The sequence below is a fragment of the Burkholderia sp. ABCPW 11 genome, from assembly GCF_001523445.1.
Taxonomy (GTDB): domain Bacteria; phylum Pseudomonadota; class Gammaproteobacteria; order Burkholderiales; family Burkholderiaceae; genus Burkholderia.
Genome location: NZ_LOVM01000039.1, coordinates 12,337 through 28,338, shown reverse-complemented (window position 1 = coordinate 28,338; position 16,002 = coordinate 12,337). Strand labels below are relative to the sequence as shown.

Annotated in this window: 14 protein-coding genes and 1 pseudogene; 5 read left to right on the top strand and 10 right to left on the bottom strand. The window is 65.0% G+C overall.

The genetic code is table 11. The features are described 5' to 3' along the window. The first annotated feature begins 38 nt into the window (after window positions 1–38). Window positions 39–266 carry a hypothetical protein gene (locus WS61_RS35675; RefSeq protein ID WP_257127286.1) on the top strand — a complete coding sequence of 76 codons (228 nt, stop codon included), beginning with the start codon at window positions 39–41 and terminating at the stop codon, window positions 264–266. Next, on the top strand, window positions 206–625 hold the full coding sequence (locus WS61_RS17235; protein ID WP_257127284.1) for a class I SAM-dependent methyltransferase: 420 nt from the start codon (window positions 206–208) through the stop codon (window positions 623–625). The genes WS61_RS35675 and WS61_RS17235 overlap by 61 nt, the downstream gene beginning before the upstream one ends. 159 nt (window positions 626–784) lie before the next feature. On the opposite strand, the gene WS61_RS17230 is transcribed toward WS61_RS17235, so the two are convergent. From WS61_RS17230 to WS61_RS17220, 3 genes are all read right to left on the bottom strand, one after another. Further along, window positions 785–1,606, bottom strand: a complete 822-nt coding sequence (locus WS61_RS17230; RefSeq protein ID WP_059501775.1) for a glycine betaine/L-proline ABC transporter ATP-binding protein — start codon at window positions 1,604–1,606, stop codon at window positions 785–787. 14 nt (window positions 1,607–1,620) lie between these two features. After that, complete coding sequence (locus tag WS61_RS17225; RefSeq protein ID WP_059501772.1) at window positions 1,621–2,586, bottom strand: proline/glycine betaine ABC transporter permease; 966 nt, start codon at window positions 2,584–2,586, stop codon at window positions 1,621–1,623. Between the two features lie 70 nt (window positions 2,587–2,656). Continuing rightward, window positions 2,657–3,694 carry an ABC transporter substrate-binding protein gene (locus WS61_RS17220; protein WP_059501770.1) on the bottom strand — a complete coding sequence of 346 codons (1,038 nt, stop codon included), beginning with the start codon at window positions 3,692–3,694 and terminating at the stop codon, window positions 2,657–2,659. Window positions 3,695–4,265: 571 nt separating this feature from the next. Here WS61_RS17220 and WS61_RS17215 point away from each other — a divergent pair. The 3 genes from WS61_RS17215 (at window position 4,266) to WS61_RS17205 (ending at window position 7,694) form a co-directional block, all read left to right on the top strand. After that, complete coding sequence (locus WS61_RS17215; protein ID WP_059501768.1) at window positions 4,266–5,417, top strand: porin; 1,152 nt, start codon at window positions 4,266–4,268, stop codon at window positions 5,415–5,417. Window positions 5,418–5,751: 334 nt separating this feature from the next. Next, window positions 5,752–6,558 carry an OXA-1043 family class D beta-lactamase gene (gene blaOXA / locus WS61_RS17210; protein WP_095211764.1) on the top strand — a complete coding sequence of 269 codons (807 nt, stop codon included), beginning with the start codon at window positions 5,752–5,754 and terminating at the stop codon, window positions 6,556–6,558. After that, window positions 6,555–7,694, top strand: coding sequence for an acyltransferase (locus WS61_RS17205; protein WP_059501766.1), 1,140 nt, complete (start codon window positions 6,555–6,557; stop codon window positions 7,692–7,694). The genes blaOXA and WS61_RS17205 overlap by 4 nt, the downstream gene beginning before the upstream one ends. 1,049 nt (window positions 7,695–8,743) lie before the next feature. On the opposite strand, the pseudogene WS61_RS35670 reads toward WS61_RS17205, so the two are convergent. From WS61_RS35670 to WS61_RS17170, 7 genes and pseudogenes are all read right to left on the bottom strand, one after another. Further along, a pseudogene (locus WS61_RS35670) lies at window positions 8,744–9,862 on the bottom strand (peptidase S1); the annotation flags it as partial. A 177-nt stretch (window positions 9,863–10,039) separates the two neighbouring features. Then, complete coding sequence (locus WS61_RS17195; RefSeq protein WP_157692748.1) at window positions 10,040–10,450, bottom strand: hypothetical protein; 411 nt, start codon at window positions 10,448–10,450, stop codon at window positions 10,040–10,042. A gap of 60 nt (window positions 10,451–10,510) precedes the next feature. Then, entirely contained in the window at window positions 10,511–11,140 is a 630-nt protein-coding gene (locus WS61_RS17190; protein WP_059501762.1) for a hypothetical protein, read from the bottom strand. 150 nt (window positions 11,141–11,290) lie between these two features. Continuing rightward, on the bottom strand, window positions 11,291–12,022 hold the full coding sequence (locus WS61_RS17185; RefSeq protein WP_157692747.1) for a hypothetical protein: 732 nt from the start codon (window positions 12,020–12,022) through the stop codon (window positions 11,291–11,293). A gap of 3 nt (window positions 12,023–12,025) precedes the next feature. Then, window positions 12,026–14,425: a fimbria/pilus outer membrane usher protein gene (locus WS61_RS17180; protein ID WP_059501758.1), complete on the bottom strand. Its 2,400-nt coding sequence runs from the start codon at window positions 14,423–14,425 to the stop codon at window positions 12,026–12,028. A gap of 23 nt (window positions 14,426–14,448) precedes the next feature. Next, window positions 14,449–15,210 (bottom strand): fimbria/pilus chaperone family protein, encoded by a 762-nt coding sequence (locus tag WS61_RS17175; protein WP_157692746.1) that lies wholly within the window; start codon window positions 15,208–15,210, stop codon window positions 14,449–14,451. Window positions 15,211–15,271: 61 nt separating this feature from the next. Further along, window positions 15,272–15,991 carry a DUF1120 domain-containing protein gene (locus tag WS61_RS17170; protein ID WP_059501755.1) on the bottom strand — a complete coding sequence of 240 codons (720 nt, stop codon included), beginning with the start codon at window positions 15,989–15,991 and terminating at the stop codon, window positions 15,272–15,274. Window positions 15,992–16,002 lie beyond the last annotated feature (11 nt).

The window sequence follows — 16,002 nt, the reverse complement described above, 5'->3', positions numbered from 1 at the left end:
CGCCGCTTGCTCGCCCGGGCCGGAAAGGAGAGCACATCATGGCGACTCATCTCGGGCAACCCGGACGGCCGCGCGGCCTCGCCGGGCGCATCGCCGGCCGCATCATGCGCCAGCACAACCGGCTGGACAACGTGTGGACCCTGTCGTTGCTGGCAATCGGCGACAGCGACCGGGTACTCGAAGTCGGGTTCGGCCCGGCGACGCGATCCGGCTCGCGACCGAAGCGGCGCCGTCCTGCCACGTCGCCGGCGTCGATCACTCGCTGACCATGCTGGCCGCCGCGAAACGCTTGAACCGCGTACCCATCGAACAAGGGCGCGTGAACCTCGCGCTCGGCTCCGTCGACGCGCTGCCATTCCCGGACGACGCGTTCGACAAGGCGTTCTCGATCAACTGCATCTACTTCTGGCCCGCGCCCGCACACGGCCTGCGCGAATTGCGGCGCGTCGTCTGGCGCGGCGGAATCGTCGCGATCACCGTCCGCGACATCGACCGCGCACCCTACGATGCCCATCGGCCCGACAAGCTCGCGCGGCTGATGAGCGACGCGGGTTTCGTGTCGGTCGCCGTGCAGCGCAACGGCACGGCGTCGCATCCGCTTGCCTGTGTACTCGGCACCAAATAGGCGGGCGTGGCATGAAGACAACTGCCGACGAGTCCACTGCATCGGCAACTGACCGGAAACGCCCGCTCGTCGCACGGATCCCGTCGGCGGAACCCTGTAAAAAACGGCGCACCGCTCGTCGCGATGCGCCGTTTTTCATTCGCGCAGCAATCCGGCCGCTCAAGCCACGCTCGTGCGCTTCTCCACGAACCGTCTCACATAGTCGTCCGCCGGCCGCGACAGGATGTCGTCCGGCGTCCCGACCTGCACCAGCGTGCCGTCGCGCAGGATCGCGATCCGGTCGCCGATGCGCAACGCCTCGTCGAGATCGTGCGTGATGAACACGATGGTCTTCGCGAGCGTCGCCTGCAGTTCGAGCAACTGATCCTGCATCTCGGTGCGGATCAGCGGATCGAGCGCGGAAAACGCCTCGTCCATCAGCAGCACGTCGGTGTCGGCCGCCAGCGCGCGCGCCAGCCCGACGCGCTGCCGCATTCCGCCCGACAGCTCGTCCGGATAATGGTCGCCGTAGCCGTCCAGCCCGACCTTCGTCAGCCAGTTGCGCGCCGCGTCGGCCGCGTCGTGCCGCTTCTCGCCGCGCGTGCGCAGCGCATACGCGGCGTTGTCGAGCACCGTCTGGTGCGGCAGCAGCCCGAAGTTCTGGAACACCATGCTGACCTTGTAGCGGCGCAACTCGCGCAGCCCGTGCGCGTCGAGCTTGATCACGTCGCGGCCGTCGATGACGATCTCGCCGGCGGTCGGCTCGATCAGCCGGTTGAAGTGCCGCACGAGCGTCGACTTCCCGGATCCCGACAACCCCATGATCACGAAGATCTCGCCCGACTCGATACCGAGGCTCACGTCGTTGAGCCCGACGTTGCAGCCCGTTTCGGCCAGCACCTCGGCCTTGCGCTTGCCGGCCCGCAGCAGGTCGAGCACGCGCGCATGCGCGGCCGGCGGCCCGAACAGCTTGTACACGTGTTTGACGTCGATGGTCGCCATGTTCGCCTCCGTTCCTATGCGCGCGACGATTGCGCCGCCTGATTCGAATCGACGCCCGCGGCCGGCGCCTTGCCCGGCAGCCGGTACGGCACGCGCGACGCGCCCCTCTGCCGGCGCTGCTGCGCGAGCCGCCGCCGGGCGCGACGCTCCTGGCCGAAGCCCTGGCTGATCCGGTCGATCACGATCGCGAGAATCACGATCGCGAGACCGGCTTGCGTGCCCTTGCCGACGTCGAGCGTCTGGATGCCGGCGAGCACGTCCTCGCCGAGCCCGCGCGAGCCGATCATCGATGCGATCACGACCATCGACAGCGCCATCATCGTCGTCTGGTTGATGCCGGCCATGATGCTCGGCCGCGCCAGCGGCAACTGCACGTTCACGAGCAGTTGCCAGCGCGTGGTGCCGAACGCGCGCGCGGCTTCCGTCACGTCCGGATCGACCTGGCGGATGCCGAGATCGGTCAGGCGAATCAGCGGCGGCAGCGCGTAGATGATCGTCGCGAGGATCGCGGGCACCTTGCCGAGACCGAACAGCATCAGCACCGGAATCAGGTACACGAAGCTCGGCAGCGTCTGCATCACGTCGAGCACCGGCAGCAGCATCCGGCGCAGCCACGCGCTGCGCGACGCGACGATGCCGGCCGGCACGCCGACCGCGACCGACAGCACCGTCGCGACGAGCATCAACGCGAGCGTCTGCATCAGCTTGTCCCACAGGCCGAAGCAGCCGATCGCATAGAGCAGCAGCATGAAGAGTGCGCCGAGCCCGATGCGGCGCGTGGCGTTCCACGCGATCGCGCCGACGACCAGCAGCACGAGCCACGGCGGCGCCGCGCGCAACGCGCCTTCGAGCGGCACGAGCAGGTAGCGCAGGACCAGCGCGCTGAAACGATGGAAGCCGTCGCCGTATTGCGCGACGAACGTCTCGAGCGCGCTGTTGACCCAGTCGGCGATCGACAGGTGCAGAAAGAAACCGTCCATGTTGATTCTCCGTCGCGCCGCGAAGGCGCGTGACGGCGGCGGCAGGCGCGAGCCCGCCGCCGCGCGCAGGTTACGCGCCCTTCAGGCTGCCGGCGATCTTCTGCGCGACGTCGGCCGGCACCCACTGCTTCCACATGTCCGGGCGGGTCTTCAGGAACTGCGTGGCCATCGCCGCGCCGTCGATCTTCTTCGTCGTCATCTCGAGGATCGTCTGGTTCAGGAAGTCCATCGGAAAACGCACCTTGCCGAATACGCCGACGAGATCGGGGTTCGCATCGGCGAACGGCTTCGACACGCCGACCGTCAGCCGCGACACCATGTACGACGACGCGCACTGGTGCGTGCTGCTCTCGTCGCGCAACGTCTTCCAGCATGCTTCGTTATAGGCCGGCATCTTCAGCGCGGTGAACTTGTACTTCGCCATCAGCGCGGCCGGGCCCCAGTAATAGAACACGATCGGCGCGCCGCGCTGGTACGCGGACGCGATCGCCGCATCCAGCGCCGCACCCGTGCCCGGATGGAAGTTCGTATAGGACTGGTCGAGCTTCAGCACACGCAGCAGGCGCGTGTTCACGCGCTCGCAATCCCAGCCGGTCGGGCAATTCAGGAAGCGGCCCTTGTCCGGCTCCTCCTCGTCGGCGAATACCTGCTTGTACTTCGGCAGATCGTCGACCGACACGAGCCCCGGCGCAACCGGCTTGATGTGGCGCGCCGGATCGCCCTTCACCACGTAGTCGGGCACGAACCAGCCTTCCGTCGTGCCGCCCGGCAGCGTGTCGCCAATCAGCTTCACGGCGCCCGACGCGACCGCCTTCGCGGTGATTTCGCTGCGGCCCGTCCACTGCTCGGCCCAGATCTGCAGGTCGTTGCGCGCGAGCGCCGTTTCGGTGGCGGCCGTGCTGCCCGGCACGACGTCCGTCTTGCAGCCGTACCCCTTCTCCATGATCTGCCGCAGCACCTCGGTCGCGAACGATCCGCTCTCCCACGTGATGCCCGCGAAATGGACCGTCTTGCCGTCGGTGCACGCGCCGCCGGCCGCATGGGCCGCGGGCGCGGACAGGATCGCCGCGGCGGCGAGAAGGGCCGTTTTCAGTCGTCGAATCTGCATGGTGGGTCGTCTCCAAATCTGATCTGATTGTTTGTGCGTCGCGGCAGGCGCGGCGACCGGCGCATCGCGAACGCATCCACGCCCGGTCAGCCTGCATGTTTGAGCCGCCAATTTGTTTAGGGAAACGAGTAATTCCGATCATTGCAATCGGCAGCGCCAATCGATCGCCCGACGCGCTGCGAGGCCCGTGCGGCGGGCCTCCCAACGTTTTCCGGTGGTGCGGCCACGGCCCGGCGCGGGCGGCATTGCGCGCCGCTCGCCGTTGCCCGGCCGACATCGAATCGTGACGCCGCGCCGCCCGTTTCCACGGTCGAAACCGCCCGTCGCCCCCCCATTGGCGAACCCGATCCCATCCATCGAAATTACTCGCTTTCGATTCCGTTTCGGCTTCGGAAGAATGCGCGGTGTCATCGGAGGAGACACGACCCGACGTTGCCGGGTGCCGCGCCGCCGCGCGTTGCGCGATCCGGCGCCGCACGCGCTGCGCCGGATCGCCCCGGATGACGGGGCGCGCCTTGCCGGACGCGCTCACGACAACCGATACAAGCTGGATATCCCGGAGATCTCATCAATGAAAAAGACCCTGACGGCGCTCGCCGTAACGGCAACCTTCGCCGTGCCCGCGTTCGCGCAAAGCAGCGTCACGCTGTATGGCGTGATCGACGAAGGCCTGAACTACACGAACAACGTCGGCACCGGCCACGTCTACGAAATGGCCAGCGGCTACGCGCAGGGCAGCCGCTGGGGCCTGAAGGGCAGCGAGGATCTCGGCGGCGGCATGAAGGCGATCTTCCAGCTCGAAAACGGCTTCGACGTGAACAGCGGCCGGCTCGGCCAGGGCGGCCGCATGTTCGGCCGCCAGGCGTACGTCGGCCTGAGCCAGGCGCAGTACGGCACGCTGACGTTCGGCCGCCAGTACGATTCCGTCGTCGACTATCTCGCGCCGACCACCGCCAACGGCAACTGGGGCGGCTACCTGCTCGCGCACCCGTTCGACAACGACAACACCGACAACTCGTTCCGCCTCGACAACACGGTGAAATACGCGAGCCCGAATTTTGGCGGCTTCCAGTTCGGCGGCGCATACAGCTTCAGCAACAGCACCGGTTTCTCCGACAACCGCGCGTACAGCTTCGGCGCGCAGTACCAGAACAGCGGGCTGCTGATCGGCGCCGCGTACCTGCAGGCGAACCATCCGGGCAACGGCTCGGCCGGCGCGATCACCGCGAACGACGCGAGCTACATCGCCGAGCGCATGCGCGTGTTCGGCGCGGGCATCAACTACACGTTCGGGCCGGCGACGGTCGGCTTCGCGTACACGAACTCGAACTACAAGAACCCGACCGGCAACGGCTACCTGGGCACGCCGGGCGCGATCATCGCGCCGGGGGCGACGGTCAGCGCGATCAAGTACCAGAACTTCGAGGTAAACGGTTCGTACCAGATCACACCGGCGTTCATGGTCGGCGCGCAGTACGTGCTGTCGCTCGAGAAGTACGACGCATCGAGCGGCGACGCGAAGCCGAAGATCCATTCGGTCGGACTGATGGCCGACTACAACCTGTCGAAGCGCACCGACGTGTACGTGCAGGCCGCGTACCAGCACATCGCCGGCGACCGGACGAACTCGATCCTCGACAACGCATTCATCCCCGGCACGGACGCGCCGTCGTCGACGTCGAACCAGGTGGCCGTACGGCTCGCGCTGCGCCACAAGTTCTGACGCCAGCCCGTTCTCCGTTCTTCACGCGACACCCGCGTCGGTCCGGCGCGAGGTGTCTTCGCCCGCCCGCAGGCACAGGTCTGCCGGCGGGCTTTTTCATCGGCCCGGCAACGGGTGCGTGAACGACATGAACCGCCGGAACCGGTGAAAGCCGCACGCGTGCCCCCGTCAACCATGACAGGTCGACAGCCGGCGATCCGCCGATACACTGTGAGCCACCCCGACGGCGGCGATCGACCTCGTCATCGAATGCCGGCCGTCGCTTCGATTGCGCACGGCCTTCCGCTCCCCGACCGCCCCGCACCCCTTCCGCACGCTTTCCAAGGAGCTGCACTTGAAGCATTGGCGTCATGCGCTGTTCGCCTTCGCCGGCCTCGTGGCCGCCGCGTCCTCTCGCGCCCATCCCGTTTGCACCGTCGTCGCCGACGCCGCCACCGGCAACGTGCTCGTGCAGCAGGGCGATTGCACGACCCGCGTGACGCCCGCATCGACGTTCAAGGTCGCAATCGGCCTGATGGGCTTCGACGCCGGCGTGCTGAAGGACGAGCACACGCCCACGCTCGACTTCCACGCCGGCTACCCCGACTGGGGCGGTGCGCCGTGGCGCGAGCCGACCGATCCGGCGCGCTGGATGAAGCTGTCGATCTTCTGGTATTCGGAGCAGGTCACGCAGGCGCTCGGGCAGGCACGCTTCCAGCAGTACACGAGCGCGTTCGGCTACGGCAATGCCGACGTCACCAGCAAGCAGGGCGAACTTCCCGGCGTGATGGGCGCGTGGGTCAACTCGTCGCTGCGGATCTCGCCGCTCGAACAGGTCGCGTTCATGCGCAAGATCGTCCGCCGCACGCTGCCCGTCAGCGCGCACGCGTACGACATGACCGAACGCATCACGCTGCTCGACGTGCAGCCGGGCGGCTGGACCGTGCACGGCAAGACGGGCACCGGATCGCCGGGCCTCGAGTACGACGCCGCGCACGCGTACGGCTGGTTCGTCGGCTGGGCGACGAAGGGGCCGCGCACGCTGGTGTTCGCGAACCTGATCCAGGATGAGCAGGCGCTCACGCCGAATGCCGGCCTGCGCTCGCGCGACACGTTTCTCGCGACACTGCCGGCGCTCGCCGAACTGGCCCGGCCACAATGAGCGCCGCCCCGCGCAACGCCCGCATCGACCTGCTGCGCGGCGTATCGATCCTACTCGTCCTGCTGCATCACTTCAACATCGCGTATCCGCTGCGCGACACCACGCTCGCACGCGTGCTCGGCTGGGACACGGCCCATGCGATCGTGCGCAACGGCAATTACGGCGTGACGATGTTCTTCGCGATCTCGGGCTACCTGATCACGTCGAACGCGCGCCGCCGCTGGGGCAGCCTCGGCACGCTCGACGTGCGCGCGTTCTACGTGTCGCGCATCGCGCGGATCGTCCCGTGCCTGCTTCTGCTGCTCGCGCTCGTCAACGGGCTGGCCGCGGCCGGCGTGCCGATCTTCGCGAACCATGCGCCGCGGGGCGTCGCCGTGTCGTACTGGCTCGTGAACCTGGCGTCGCTCACGTTCTGGATGAACGTGCTGATCGGCGCGTACGGATGGGTCAACTACGCGCTCGGCGTACTGTGGTCGCTGTCGGTCGAAGAAGTGTTCTACCTGTCGTTCCCGTTGCTGTGCATCGCACTGCGCCGCGACACGTTGCTGTTCGCGTTCTGGCTGCTGGTTGCCGCGATCGGCCCCGTGTACCGCTATACGCATCCGGGCGACGAAGGCGGCTTCCTGTACGCGTACTTCGCCTGCTTCGACGGCATCGCAATCGGCTGCTGCACCGCGCTGCTGGCCGAACGCGCGCGCTGGCAGGCGCTCGCGGCCGCGCCCGTGCAATGGCTCACGGCAACGGCGATGACGGCGCTCTATCTCGCGTGGCCGATCGCCGAAAGCCATGTGTTCGGCGTGTCCGCGATGGCACTCGGCACGGCCGTGTTGCTGATCGGCGCGCATGCGCAACGCACGCCCGCTCACGGCCATATGCTCGCGCCGCTGCGCTGGAGCGGCCGGCTCAGTTACGAGCTGTACCTGTTCCATCTGATCGTGCTCGGCACGCTGCGCACGTTCTGGGCGCCGTCTGCCACGCATGGCGACGGCAAGCTGGCGCTGCTCGTCGCGTATCTCGTGCTTTCAGCAGGACTCAGTGCAGTCATCGCGCGAGCCTATGCGACGCCGCTCGATCGCTTCATCAAGCGCATCGCGTCGCGGCCTGCGGTGCAGATGGCGAACAGCACGCGAGTCTAGCTTTCCGCGTGCGTCGCCGGGCACCGAGGAACCCGGCCGCGGCTCTGCCGTATCGCCAATACGATACCGGCCGAACGGACCGCAAGCGCCGCTTACGACGCGTCGATCACGCCAGATAGTCGACGCGTTCCTTGCACGAATCGCCGCGGTTTCATCGCGGTTTCATCGCGGTTTCCCGGCGATCCGTTCGTGACGACGCGTCGCGGGACTAGCCGACGCAACGATCCGGAAGCGCCTCGAAGGCGCACTGCGCAGTTTGCCGGCCCGCGATCGCACGACAGGCCTCGTCGTACCGACGTCCGTTCCGACGCGCGTCAGGTCCCGCGACCTGCCTTCTGCAACCGCAGGATCCGCGTCATCGCCGCCCGATCAGAACCGACCGCCTGGAAGAACTTCAGCAGGTCGCCGCGCAACGCGGTGCGCGATTCGGGATCGAGATAAATCATGTGCCCGGACGGATATTCGTTGATCTGCAGATTCTTGCGCAGTGCAGGGTCGATCTGCATGTTCTGCAAGTCGATCCGGGTCTGGTACCACGGCGTCACGTCATCGAAATAGCCGCTCGCCTGGAACACCTTCAGGTCCGGATTGATCCCCATGATCGCGGCCAGATCGGTGACCGTGTTCAGATTGCCGCGGCCGTGCGACGTCTTGCCTGTCGGGTCCTTGTGCGTCCAGTCCCACGACACGTTGGTGATACCGGTGAACGCGGAGTTCGACGTGTATTTCAGCTCCTGATTCAAATAGACGTTCCAGGCAGCGATGTATACGCCGTTCGTTGCGCGATCGAATGCGTCGTTGTTGATCAGGCTCACGTCGGCCGCCACCCCCAGGTTGGTCGTCGTCACGCGGCCATCATATGCGCCGACGCTGCGTCCCGGCACGAGGTTGCGCTGGAACGTGTCGGTATCGACGAGCAGTTTTGCCTTCCGCACCAGCGTCTCGTCGATGCCGATGTACTGCGCAACGCGTTGCACGGCAGCATCGCTCGGCGCCGGGAGACTGGACGCCGCGTCGGCAGCATCGAAATACGCCAGCGTTTTCTGTAGCAGCGCGCTTGCGTTGGGTTGCGTCTCGAAGTACGCGATGATGTCCGTCCATTTCATCGACGACGGGCTGCCTGCCGCCGCGAAAGCCGCATCGACACCGGCAGACAGGATCGGGTCGTAGCGCGTTGCCGTCACCGCCGCATTCGCGGCGATCGCGTCTTTCGCCAGCGTCGCGAAGTCACCCGACGCGAACTGCGCGGCCTCCGACATCACACCCGCAAGCGTCGTCGCCTGGGTCGGCGCGGTGAACTTCTTGTGATACCACGCATCGGCGACGTAAGTCGGTAGCAGGCCAACCGGATCGTCGCCATGGCGGAAATCGAGAATCGACGATTGCAGCACGATCCCGTTCAGATCGACGCCGTCGCTGTGCAGTGCATTCGCAAGTACGGCGGTACGCGGTGTACCGTACGACTCGCCGTAAAGAAATTTCGGCGAGTTCCAGCGCTGGTTCGCGGTCAGGTAGCGCTTGATGAACTGCTTCAGCGAAGACGAATCCTGGTCGACACCCCAGAAGTTCCTGTTTTTCGCCGGTGCGATCGCCGTCGAATAACCGGTCCCCACCGGATTGATGAACACGAGATCGGTCTTGTCGAGCAGGCTGTCGGGATTTGTCTCGATTGTGTATGGCGCCGGCGGCGTGTAGTCGGGCATCGAGGTCTTGATTCGCTTCGGCGCATATGAGCCGAGCAACAGCCAGACCGCAGCGGAACCCGGCCCGCCGTTGTAGAAGAATGTGACCGGACGCGTATTCGCATCCTTGCCATCGGCGGTGTATGCGACGTAGAAGATTTTCGCGTTTGGCTGCGAGCTATCGGGATCGGTCGTCACGAGATGGCCCGCCGTCGCAGTGTATTGGATTGGCGTCCCGTTGAGTGTCACGACGTGATGAGTTATCGCGCCGTCTTCGTTGGTATCGTCGATCGAATCGTCGGCTCGGTTGCCGTAGGCGACCGGATCGAAGTACGGCTTGTCGGCCGCGAGCGTAGGCGTGCCGGTCGGCGTTTCGACCGGCGCAGCCGACGAGGCCGACGGACCGTCGTCGCCACCGCATGCGCTCGACAGCACAGCGCTCAACACGAGCGCGGCCGGCAAACGCCACGCGCGACCGTTCGACATTAAATCATCCGATCGCGATTTGATTTGCGCATATTTTTTCATAGCCATCCTGATCTTCATGTTTAAAAAAACAACGAACATCGAACACACAACTACAAAATAAGTATTGCGAAACACATCAACGACCACCAATGCCAGAAAATGCCTCTCCCGGCGGAATTCGCTCTGGCCCGCCAGCTACCCGGAAGCCTGCGCACCGGCTTCGCGCCCATTCTCGTGGCGCGCAAGTGCCTGTTTTATCTGCGGGACCGTGAACGTCAGAACCGGATCAAGATATATCGAGATTTCATCTGCACCATAAATCCCGGCCGCAAATGCGTCGAAAACCGCCCAGCAAAATGGAGACAAGTGCGTATTCGAAACGACGATCAGATTTCCCATCGCACGAAGCCCGGCGTCACAGGCGACCTCGCCCTTGAGAAACGCGACGGCCAGCCGGCTGGCCAGCATGTCGCACATCAGGCTTCGTTCGTTGGCCGTACTTCCACCCGCTTTCTCGATATCGCCGTTGAAGAGCCCCGCAGCGATCCAGCGATTGAACAGATGCTCGCCCATACGTCTTCCGTGGCGCTGTTGAATTCGGCTCATTCGTTTCCTCGCGACACGCGTGCTCACATGAACGATTACATTCGTCTCTCGACGAACCGGCTACGATCGACCACGGTTCGCCGTGCAGATGTCGCGCAGCGATCGCAGCGCGCGGGCATATTCGGCGTCGTACGCAGGTTGACTGGACAACGGTGCCGTCGCGTGCGTATGTGCCGGTGCAGGCGTTGCCGCGACCCGCGTGACGGAATCGGGCTCGGTGCCCGCGACGTAGTACAGGTCGTACCGGCGGTGAGTTCCGCCCCCCGTTTTCCTGATCACCCGCCCATCCCGGAGCAACAGGGAGAGCAGCGCCGTCGCCCGGTGTAGCGGCAGCACGTGCCGCGTCGCGATTTCCCGGACACGATGGCCGACACCCGGTTTCATCGCCTCGAGTACGTCATGCGCACGCACCTCGACCACACGCCGAGCTTCGTCGTGAGCGCACAACGGCGTGTTGCCCGAAGGAAGAAAGAAACACACCCTGCGGCCGCCGTCGGCGTTCTGAAACATGCCTTGTTCAAGCTTGCCGGCAGCGACCCAGTGTTCCAGCCACGCCCGAACCGCCGAGGTTCTCAAGCCGAGTTGACTGGCCAATCTGGCCGGCTCGTAGGCTCGGCCCGGCTCGATGACGTCGAGAATGCGTTGTCCGTCCGACATGATCGCCGCCGAATAGTGCTGCGTATTGGTCACCGATTTTCTCCTCGATTCCGATCGATCATTACCTCGGGGATGCCGTTCCAGTACGGCTGACAGGCATCGACACATGGCTTCATACCCGTTCTTCCAATACGCTCGATGCACCCGTTGCCGTCCGTCGAAACCTGCGTCGCCGTCGCGTCGCTACTTTTCCCAGCGGAACAGACTGAACTGAAGCGAATTCGTCAGCGACAACGCACCGGTCGGATGCGCCTTGGTCGAGTCGAGATTCGCTTCGACGGTCAGTTGAACGCTCGCCTGGCTGAACGGCGTAACGTTCGGCTCGCCCAGCACCAGCGTCTTCCCCGGCAGCCACTTCACTTCGTCCTGCCAGATCTGCGGAACCTGTCCGGGCGTGTCGACCAGCCCGACGCGAATCGTCCGCCCGTCGGCTTGTGCCGAACGTGCGGTAACGGTCACGTCACCCGACTGCCCGAACGCATATCGAGCCCCGTCCGGACGCGTCTGCCCGTGCAACGTGATCGCGACATACCCGGGCTGCGGGCAGGCAACCTGCAGATTCGTCCCCCGGGTGCCGATCGGGATCTGCGCGCCGGGTGCCGCATTTGCCGCTGCTCCGCTGTTGTAGCGCCCGAAATCGATCTTCGCGCTGCTCAGCGTCAGCACACATTCGGACGATGCGTTCCCCCGCGTGCCGATCGCTTGCCCGATACGCCCGAACGGCCCCTTGTTGAGTGACGTGATATTCCTGCCCGGCGCTACAACCTGGCCTGGCGAGAGCGCCTGACCCGGCGCGACGGGCATACCCTGATTGAACGGCTGGCCCGGCAACGGCAAACCGGCGTGCGCCGGCGTCATGCAACACGCGATGACTGTCGCGACCAGCGTTCGACTCGTACTCGATGGATTCGACATGAATCAGTTCCCCGCGCACACGGTCGACGCGGTCTCGTAGATCGCGTTGTCATCCGGATGCGCATTCGGCTTGAAGTGAATGAAGCACGCCGGCCCGGACTCGGGCTTGAGCTGAAGCGCGCCGTTTGCGAACTGCTCGGCGTCGACGAACAATTTGCTTTCGGGGCCGACGATCGTCAGGAACCGGCCGTCCGGCGCCAGCACGCTCGCCCCTTCGAGCGACTTGCCTTGGGCATCGTGCACCGTCAGCAGAAGGCGACGGATGCGTACCGCCTTGAACGCCACACGGCCGACCGAACCGCGCCCCGCGTCGAGCACGTTGACGGCATCCTTCACCTCCACGTTTCGCGGCAGCCCGTCGACGCCAAGCTCGAGACGGCTGTTGCGATACGGCGTCAGGTTGGGCGCGACGGCGCGGCCCGAATAGTCCGTCCATACCGGGCCCGCCGGCGTGACGATGCGCGCACCCGACAGGTCGCCCGCCTGCATGACCGCATAGGTATCGCCGATCGCATACGGCGAGAACAGCGGATGCACGCCGTCGAACGCAACGCCGCCGGTCAGGCTTGCCGAATAGGACTGCGCGCTGTTGCTCGTCGCGGTGGCCGTTGCGCCGAACTGCGTGTACTTGGGCAACACCCGAACGCTTGCGCTGTAGTTCTGATGCCCGCCGGGGGCCTGCGTCGCCGCGGCCACGTTGTAGCCGAAGTAGTCGTTGACCTGCTGGTCGTAGGTGACGCCGGCCTGGGTCTGGTCGCCGGTGCGGAATACGTTGGCCGACACGTATCCGGCGTTGTCGCCGATCGGGAAGCTGATGTTCGCGTAGTACAGGTTCGACATGCCGCGCCCGGAACCGATATCCGCGCTCACCGACACCGATACCTTCTTGAAATTCTTGTTCCAGCTCAGCAGCGCGCGGTTGCTGTTCGAACCGTCGAAACTGGCAATGCGCGTGTAGCCGGCACTGAAGCCACCGAAATTCCGTGTCGAATAGGACACCGTGGTATTGAACGTGTCTTTCGTGTTCGCGTAGTACAGGTCGAGATAGCTCGGCGAGTCGGCCAGCTCGCGGTAACCGCGAGTCTGATGCGTCACCGATGCGCTGAGCGCCATCGCTTCGGTCAGGATCGCACTGATCCCCGACTGTCCCTTGAAGCCCTTGTGGTCGATGCGCGCGTCGTCTGCGAATACCGAGCGCACATACGCGCGAACGCGCCGCGTCGGCGAACCGTCCACCGCCAGCCCGATCGACCGATAGTCTTGCCCCACCAGCAGACCCGTGGTCAGGTTCGCGTGGAGGTGCGGCAGCGGCATCACGTCCGTCGCGGTCACGAACCAGTTGCTCCGCAGATACGAGACGTCGCCGCCGATCGTTCGCGGCTTGCCCATCGCGAACGACACGCCCTTCTCCGGCGAGACGAAATTGTTCGCGAACGACGCGGCAGGCACCATGAACCCGTGCCGAGAGCCGTTGGCCTCGATCACGGTGACCTGCAGGTCCGAACTGCCGTTGATCAGCGGCAGCCGGTTCAGCGTAAACGGCCCGGACGGAACCAGCGTCGAATAGATCAGCACGCCGGCTTGCCGCACTTCGACTCGGGAAGGTGTCTGCGCGATTCCCGAGACGCTCGTGCTGCTGTCTTCGCCGAGCTGCATTTCCGGGAAAATCTGCACACCGGTAAACAGCGGCGCGGAAAACAGATTGCTGCGCAGACTCAGTTGGCCTGCCTGAAACGTCGACTTGTATTGCGTGAACGTGCGCTGGATATAGGCTTCCTGATGCTGGAACTGACTTTTGCCGTCCTGCCCCGAGTAGATTTCGTGGCTTCGAAACAGCCAGTCGCCCGCGTTGAAGCCGAACGTCGTGTCTGCGTAATACGTGTTGCTATGCGAGCCGGGCGCCTGCGTGCGAACCGTGAACAAGTTGTAGTTCAGCATCGCACCCCGGCCGCCTTGCCCGTAGACGGGCGCGGGATCCCGCGAGCGCACCGCTTCCGGCGGCACGAGCAATTCGAGCGTGTTCTGCGACGGCTTCGGCGTCGTGACCGCATCCGGATAAACCGATTTGAGGTTCACGCAGGCCGTCGCCGCTTCGCGCCCCGGCCATTCGACGTTGGCGCGATCGAGCACGTCGTGCGTCAGGCACGGTGCGCCGTTCCGATCGAACTGCACCGTTGTCGTCGCCATCCGCGTCCCGTTGACGATCAGCGTCACCGCGTTCGCGCCGGATGGAAACCGCGGCTCGGCGCTGTAGTAATCCGCCACCGCCGGCGAGATACCCATCGACTTGAGCGTCTCCACGTCGAATTTCGTGTCGGCCGCATGCGCTGCCGATACGGCGCCGAGACCAAGCAGGATGCAGTGCGTCAGCGTCCGCGTCGGGAAGCATTCTGGGTATTGCATGTAGGTGATGGGCCGCCGATTTGTTATTGAGGATTGCTCGTGGCCGTGGCGGAGGCCGCGCCGGTCGACGCGGTTGCCGCGTCAGCGGTGGACGAGCCGATCTTCGCGGGATACTTGCCGACGATGTAGCCGTACAGCGAAGCCGGACTGATTTCGATGTCCGTATCCGACGCGCTCGGGGCTTTCGTCTTGATATCGAGCGTCTCTCCCGGCAGGATGTAGGTCCGGGGCAATGCAACCGCGGTCTTGCTTGGCAGAAGCGTCGCCGCTTGCGCCATGCGCACGACGTACGGGCCGTGATTCTTCACCGAGAATCCGGACGCGTTGCGGGCCCATGTCAGCAGCTTCCACGGCTCGTCGTTCCGGGCCAGATTCTTCGGCCGGATGATCACGGGAATGTTCTGCCTGATCGAGATGTGAACGGAGTTGTCGTCTTTCGGCGGGACGCCTTCGAAACTGACGCGCTCCAGATGCTCGACCTTGATGTCGTCCTTGCTGACCAGGAAGAATCGTACGACCTGCGTATCGCCCGGCTCGACCCGTGCGACCGGTGGGGTGACGGTCAGACGCTGCACCGGTTCTTCCGGGATCTTCTCCAGGCGCGTCACCATCAGCAACGGGCCTTTGTCGTTGTTGAGTACGCCAAGCGACGCCTCCCCCTTTCCTGCATCGACCAGTACCACCGAGGACTCGAGCTTGAGGTTGTCTGCATGGCTTGTCGTGCTTAACAGCGCGAGGCTGGCGATAATCGGCACGCCATATTTATTAGCAATCCTGTTTTTCATGATAAGCACGAGAGAAAACGTCTTGAAGACGAGGCGCCGGCGAGACGGCGCCTCGAGGCCCTTACAGGTAATACACCGTGAACGTCGCGTTGCCGTCGAACGTGATGTTGCCGCTCGTCGGCAGTGCGCTCGACTGATTCACCGTCGGCGTCACGACAATGTTGGCTGTGAAGGTCTGGCCGGTCGATGCGGCCGTCGACGACGAGCTGTCCGCCCACGTGATCAGGTTGGTGGCGTCGCTCGGGTTCACGACCAGGCCTGCCGACGTCGACGCCGCCGGCGCCAGCGTCTCGTTCGTCAACGTGATCGTGGCCGGGGTCTTGGCCGTACCACCCACCGCGAACGTGTTGGCCGTCAGCGTGTAAGCGCCGATGTTCTTCGAGCTCGACTGGCCGAGGCCGAACGCATTCGTCGCGCTCGTCGTCCCTGATGCGATACCCGACGCCCAGTTGGCCGTCAGCCCGCTCACCACGCTGGCTGCGCGGTTGTCCTTGACGCCGAATGCCACCTGCGTATTGCCGGTGCAGGTGATCGTCAGCGGGACCGTCTGCGGATTCGTCAGCACGGTGCCGGTCGCATTGTTGGAAATGCTGCTCAGCGGCGTCGTGCCGAATGCTGCATTACCGTTTGCGCCGAGCGACAGCGTGCACGACGGCGGCGTGATCGTGCCCGTCACCGTCAGCGTCGCGGTCGGGCCGGGAACGGGCGGGCCAGCAAACGAAGCGCCGGCCAGACTCAGTGCGGCGCCAGCAAGCGCCGCTTCGATGATTCGTTTTTTCATGTCGTCCTCAA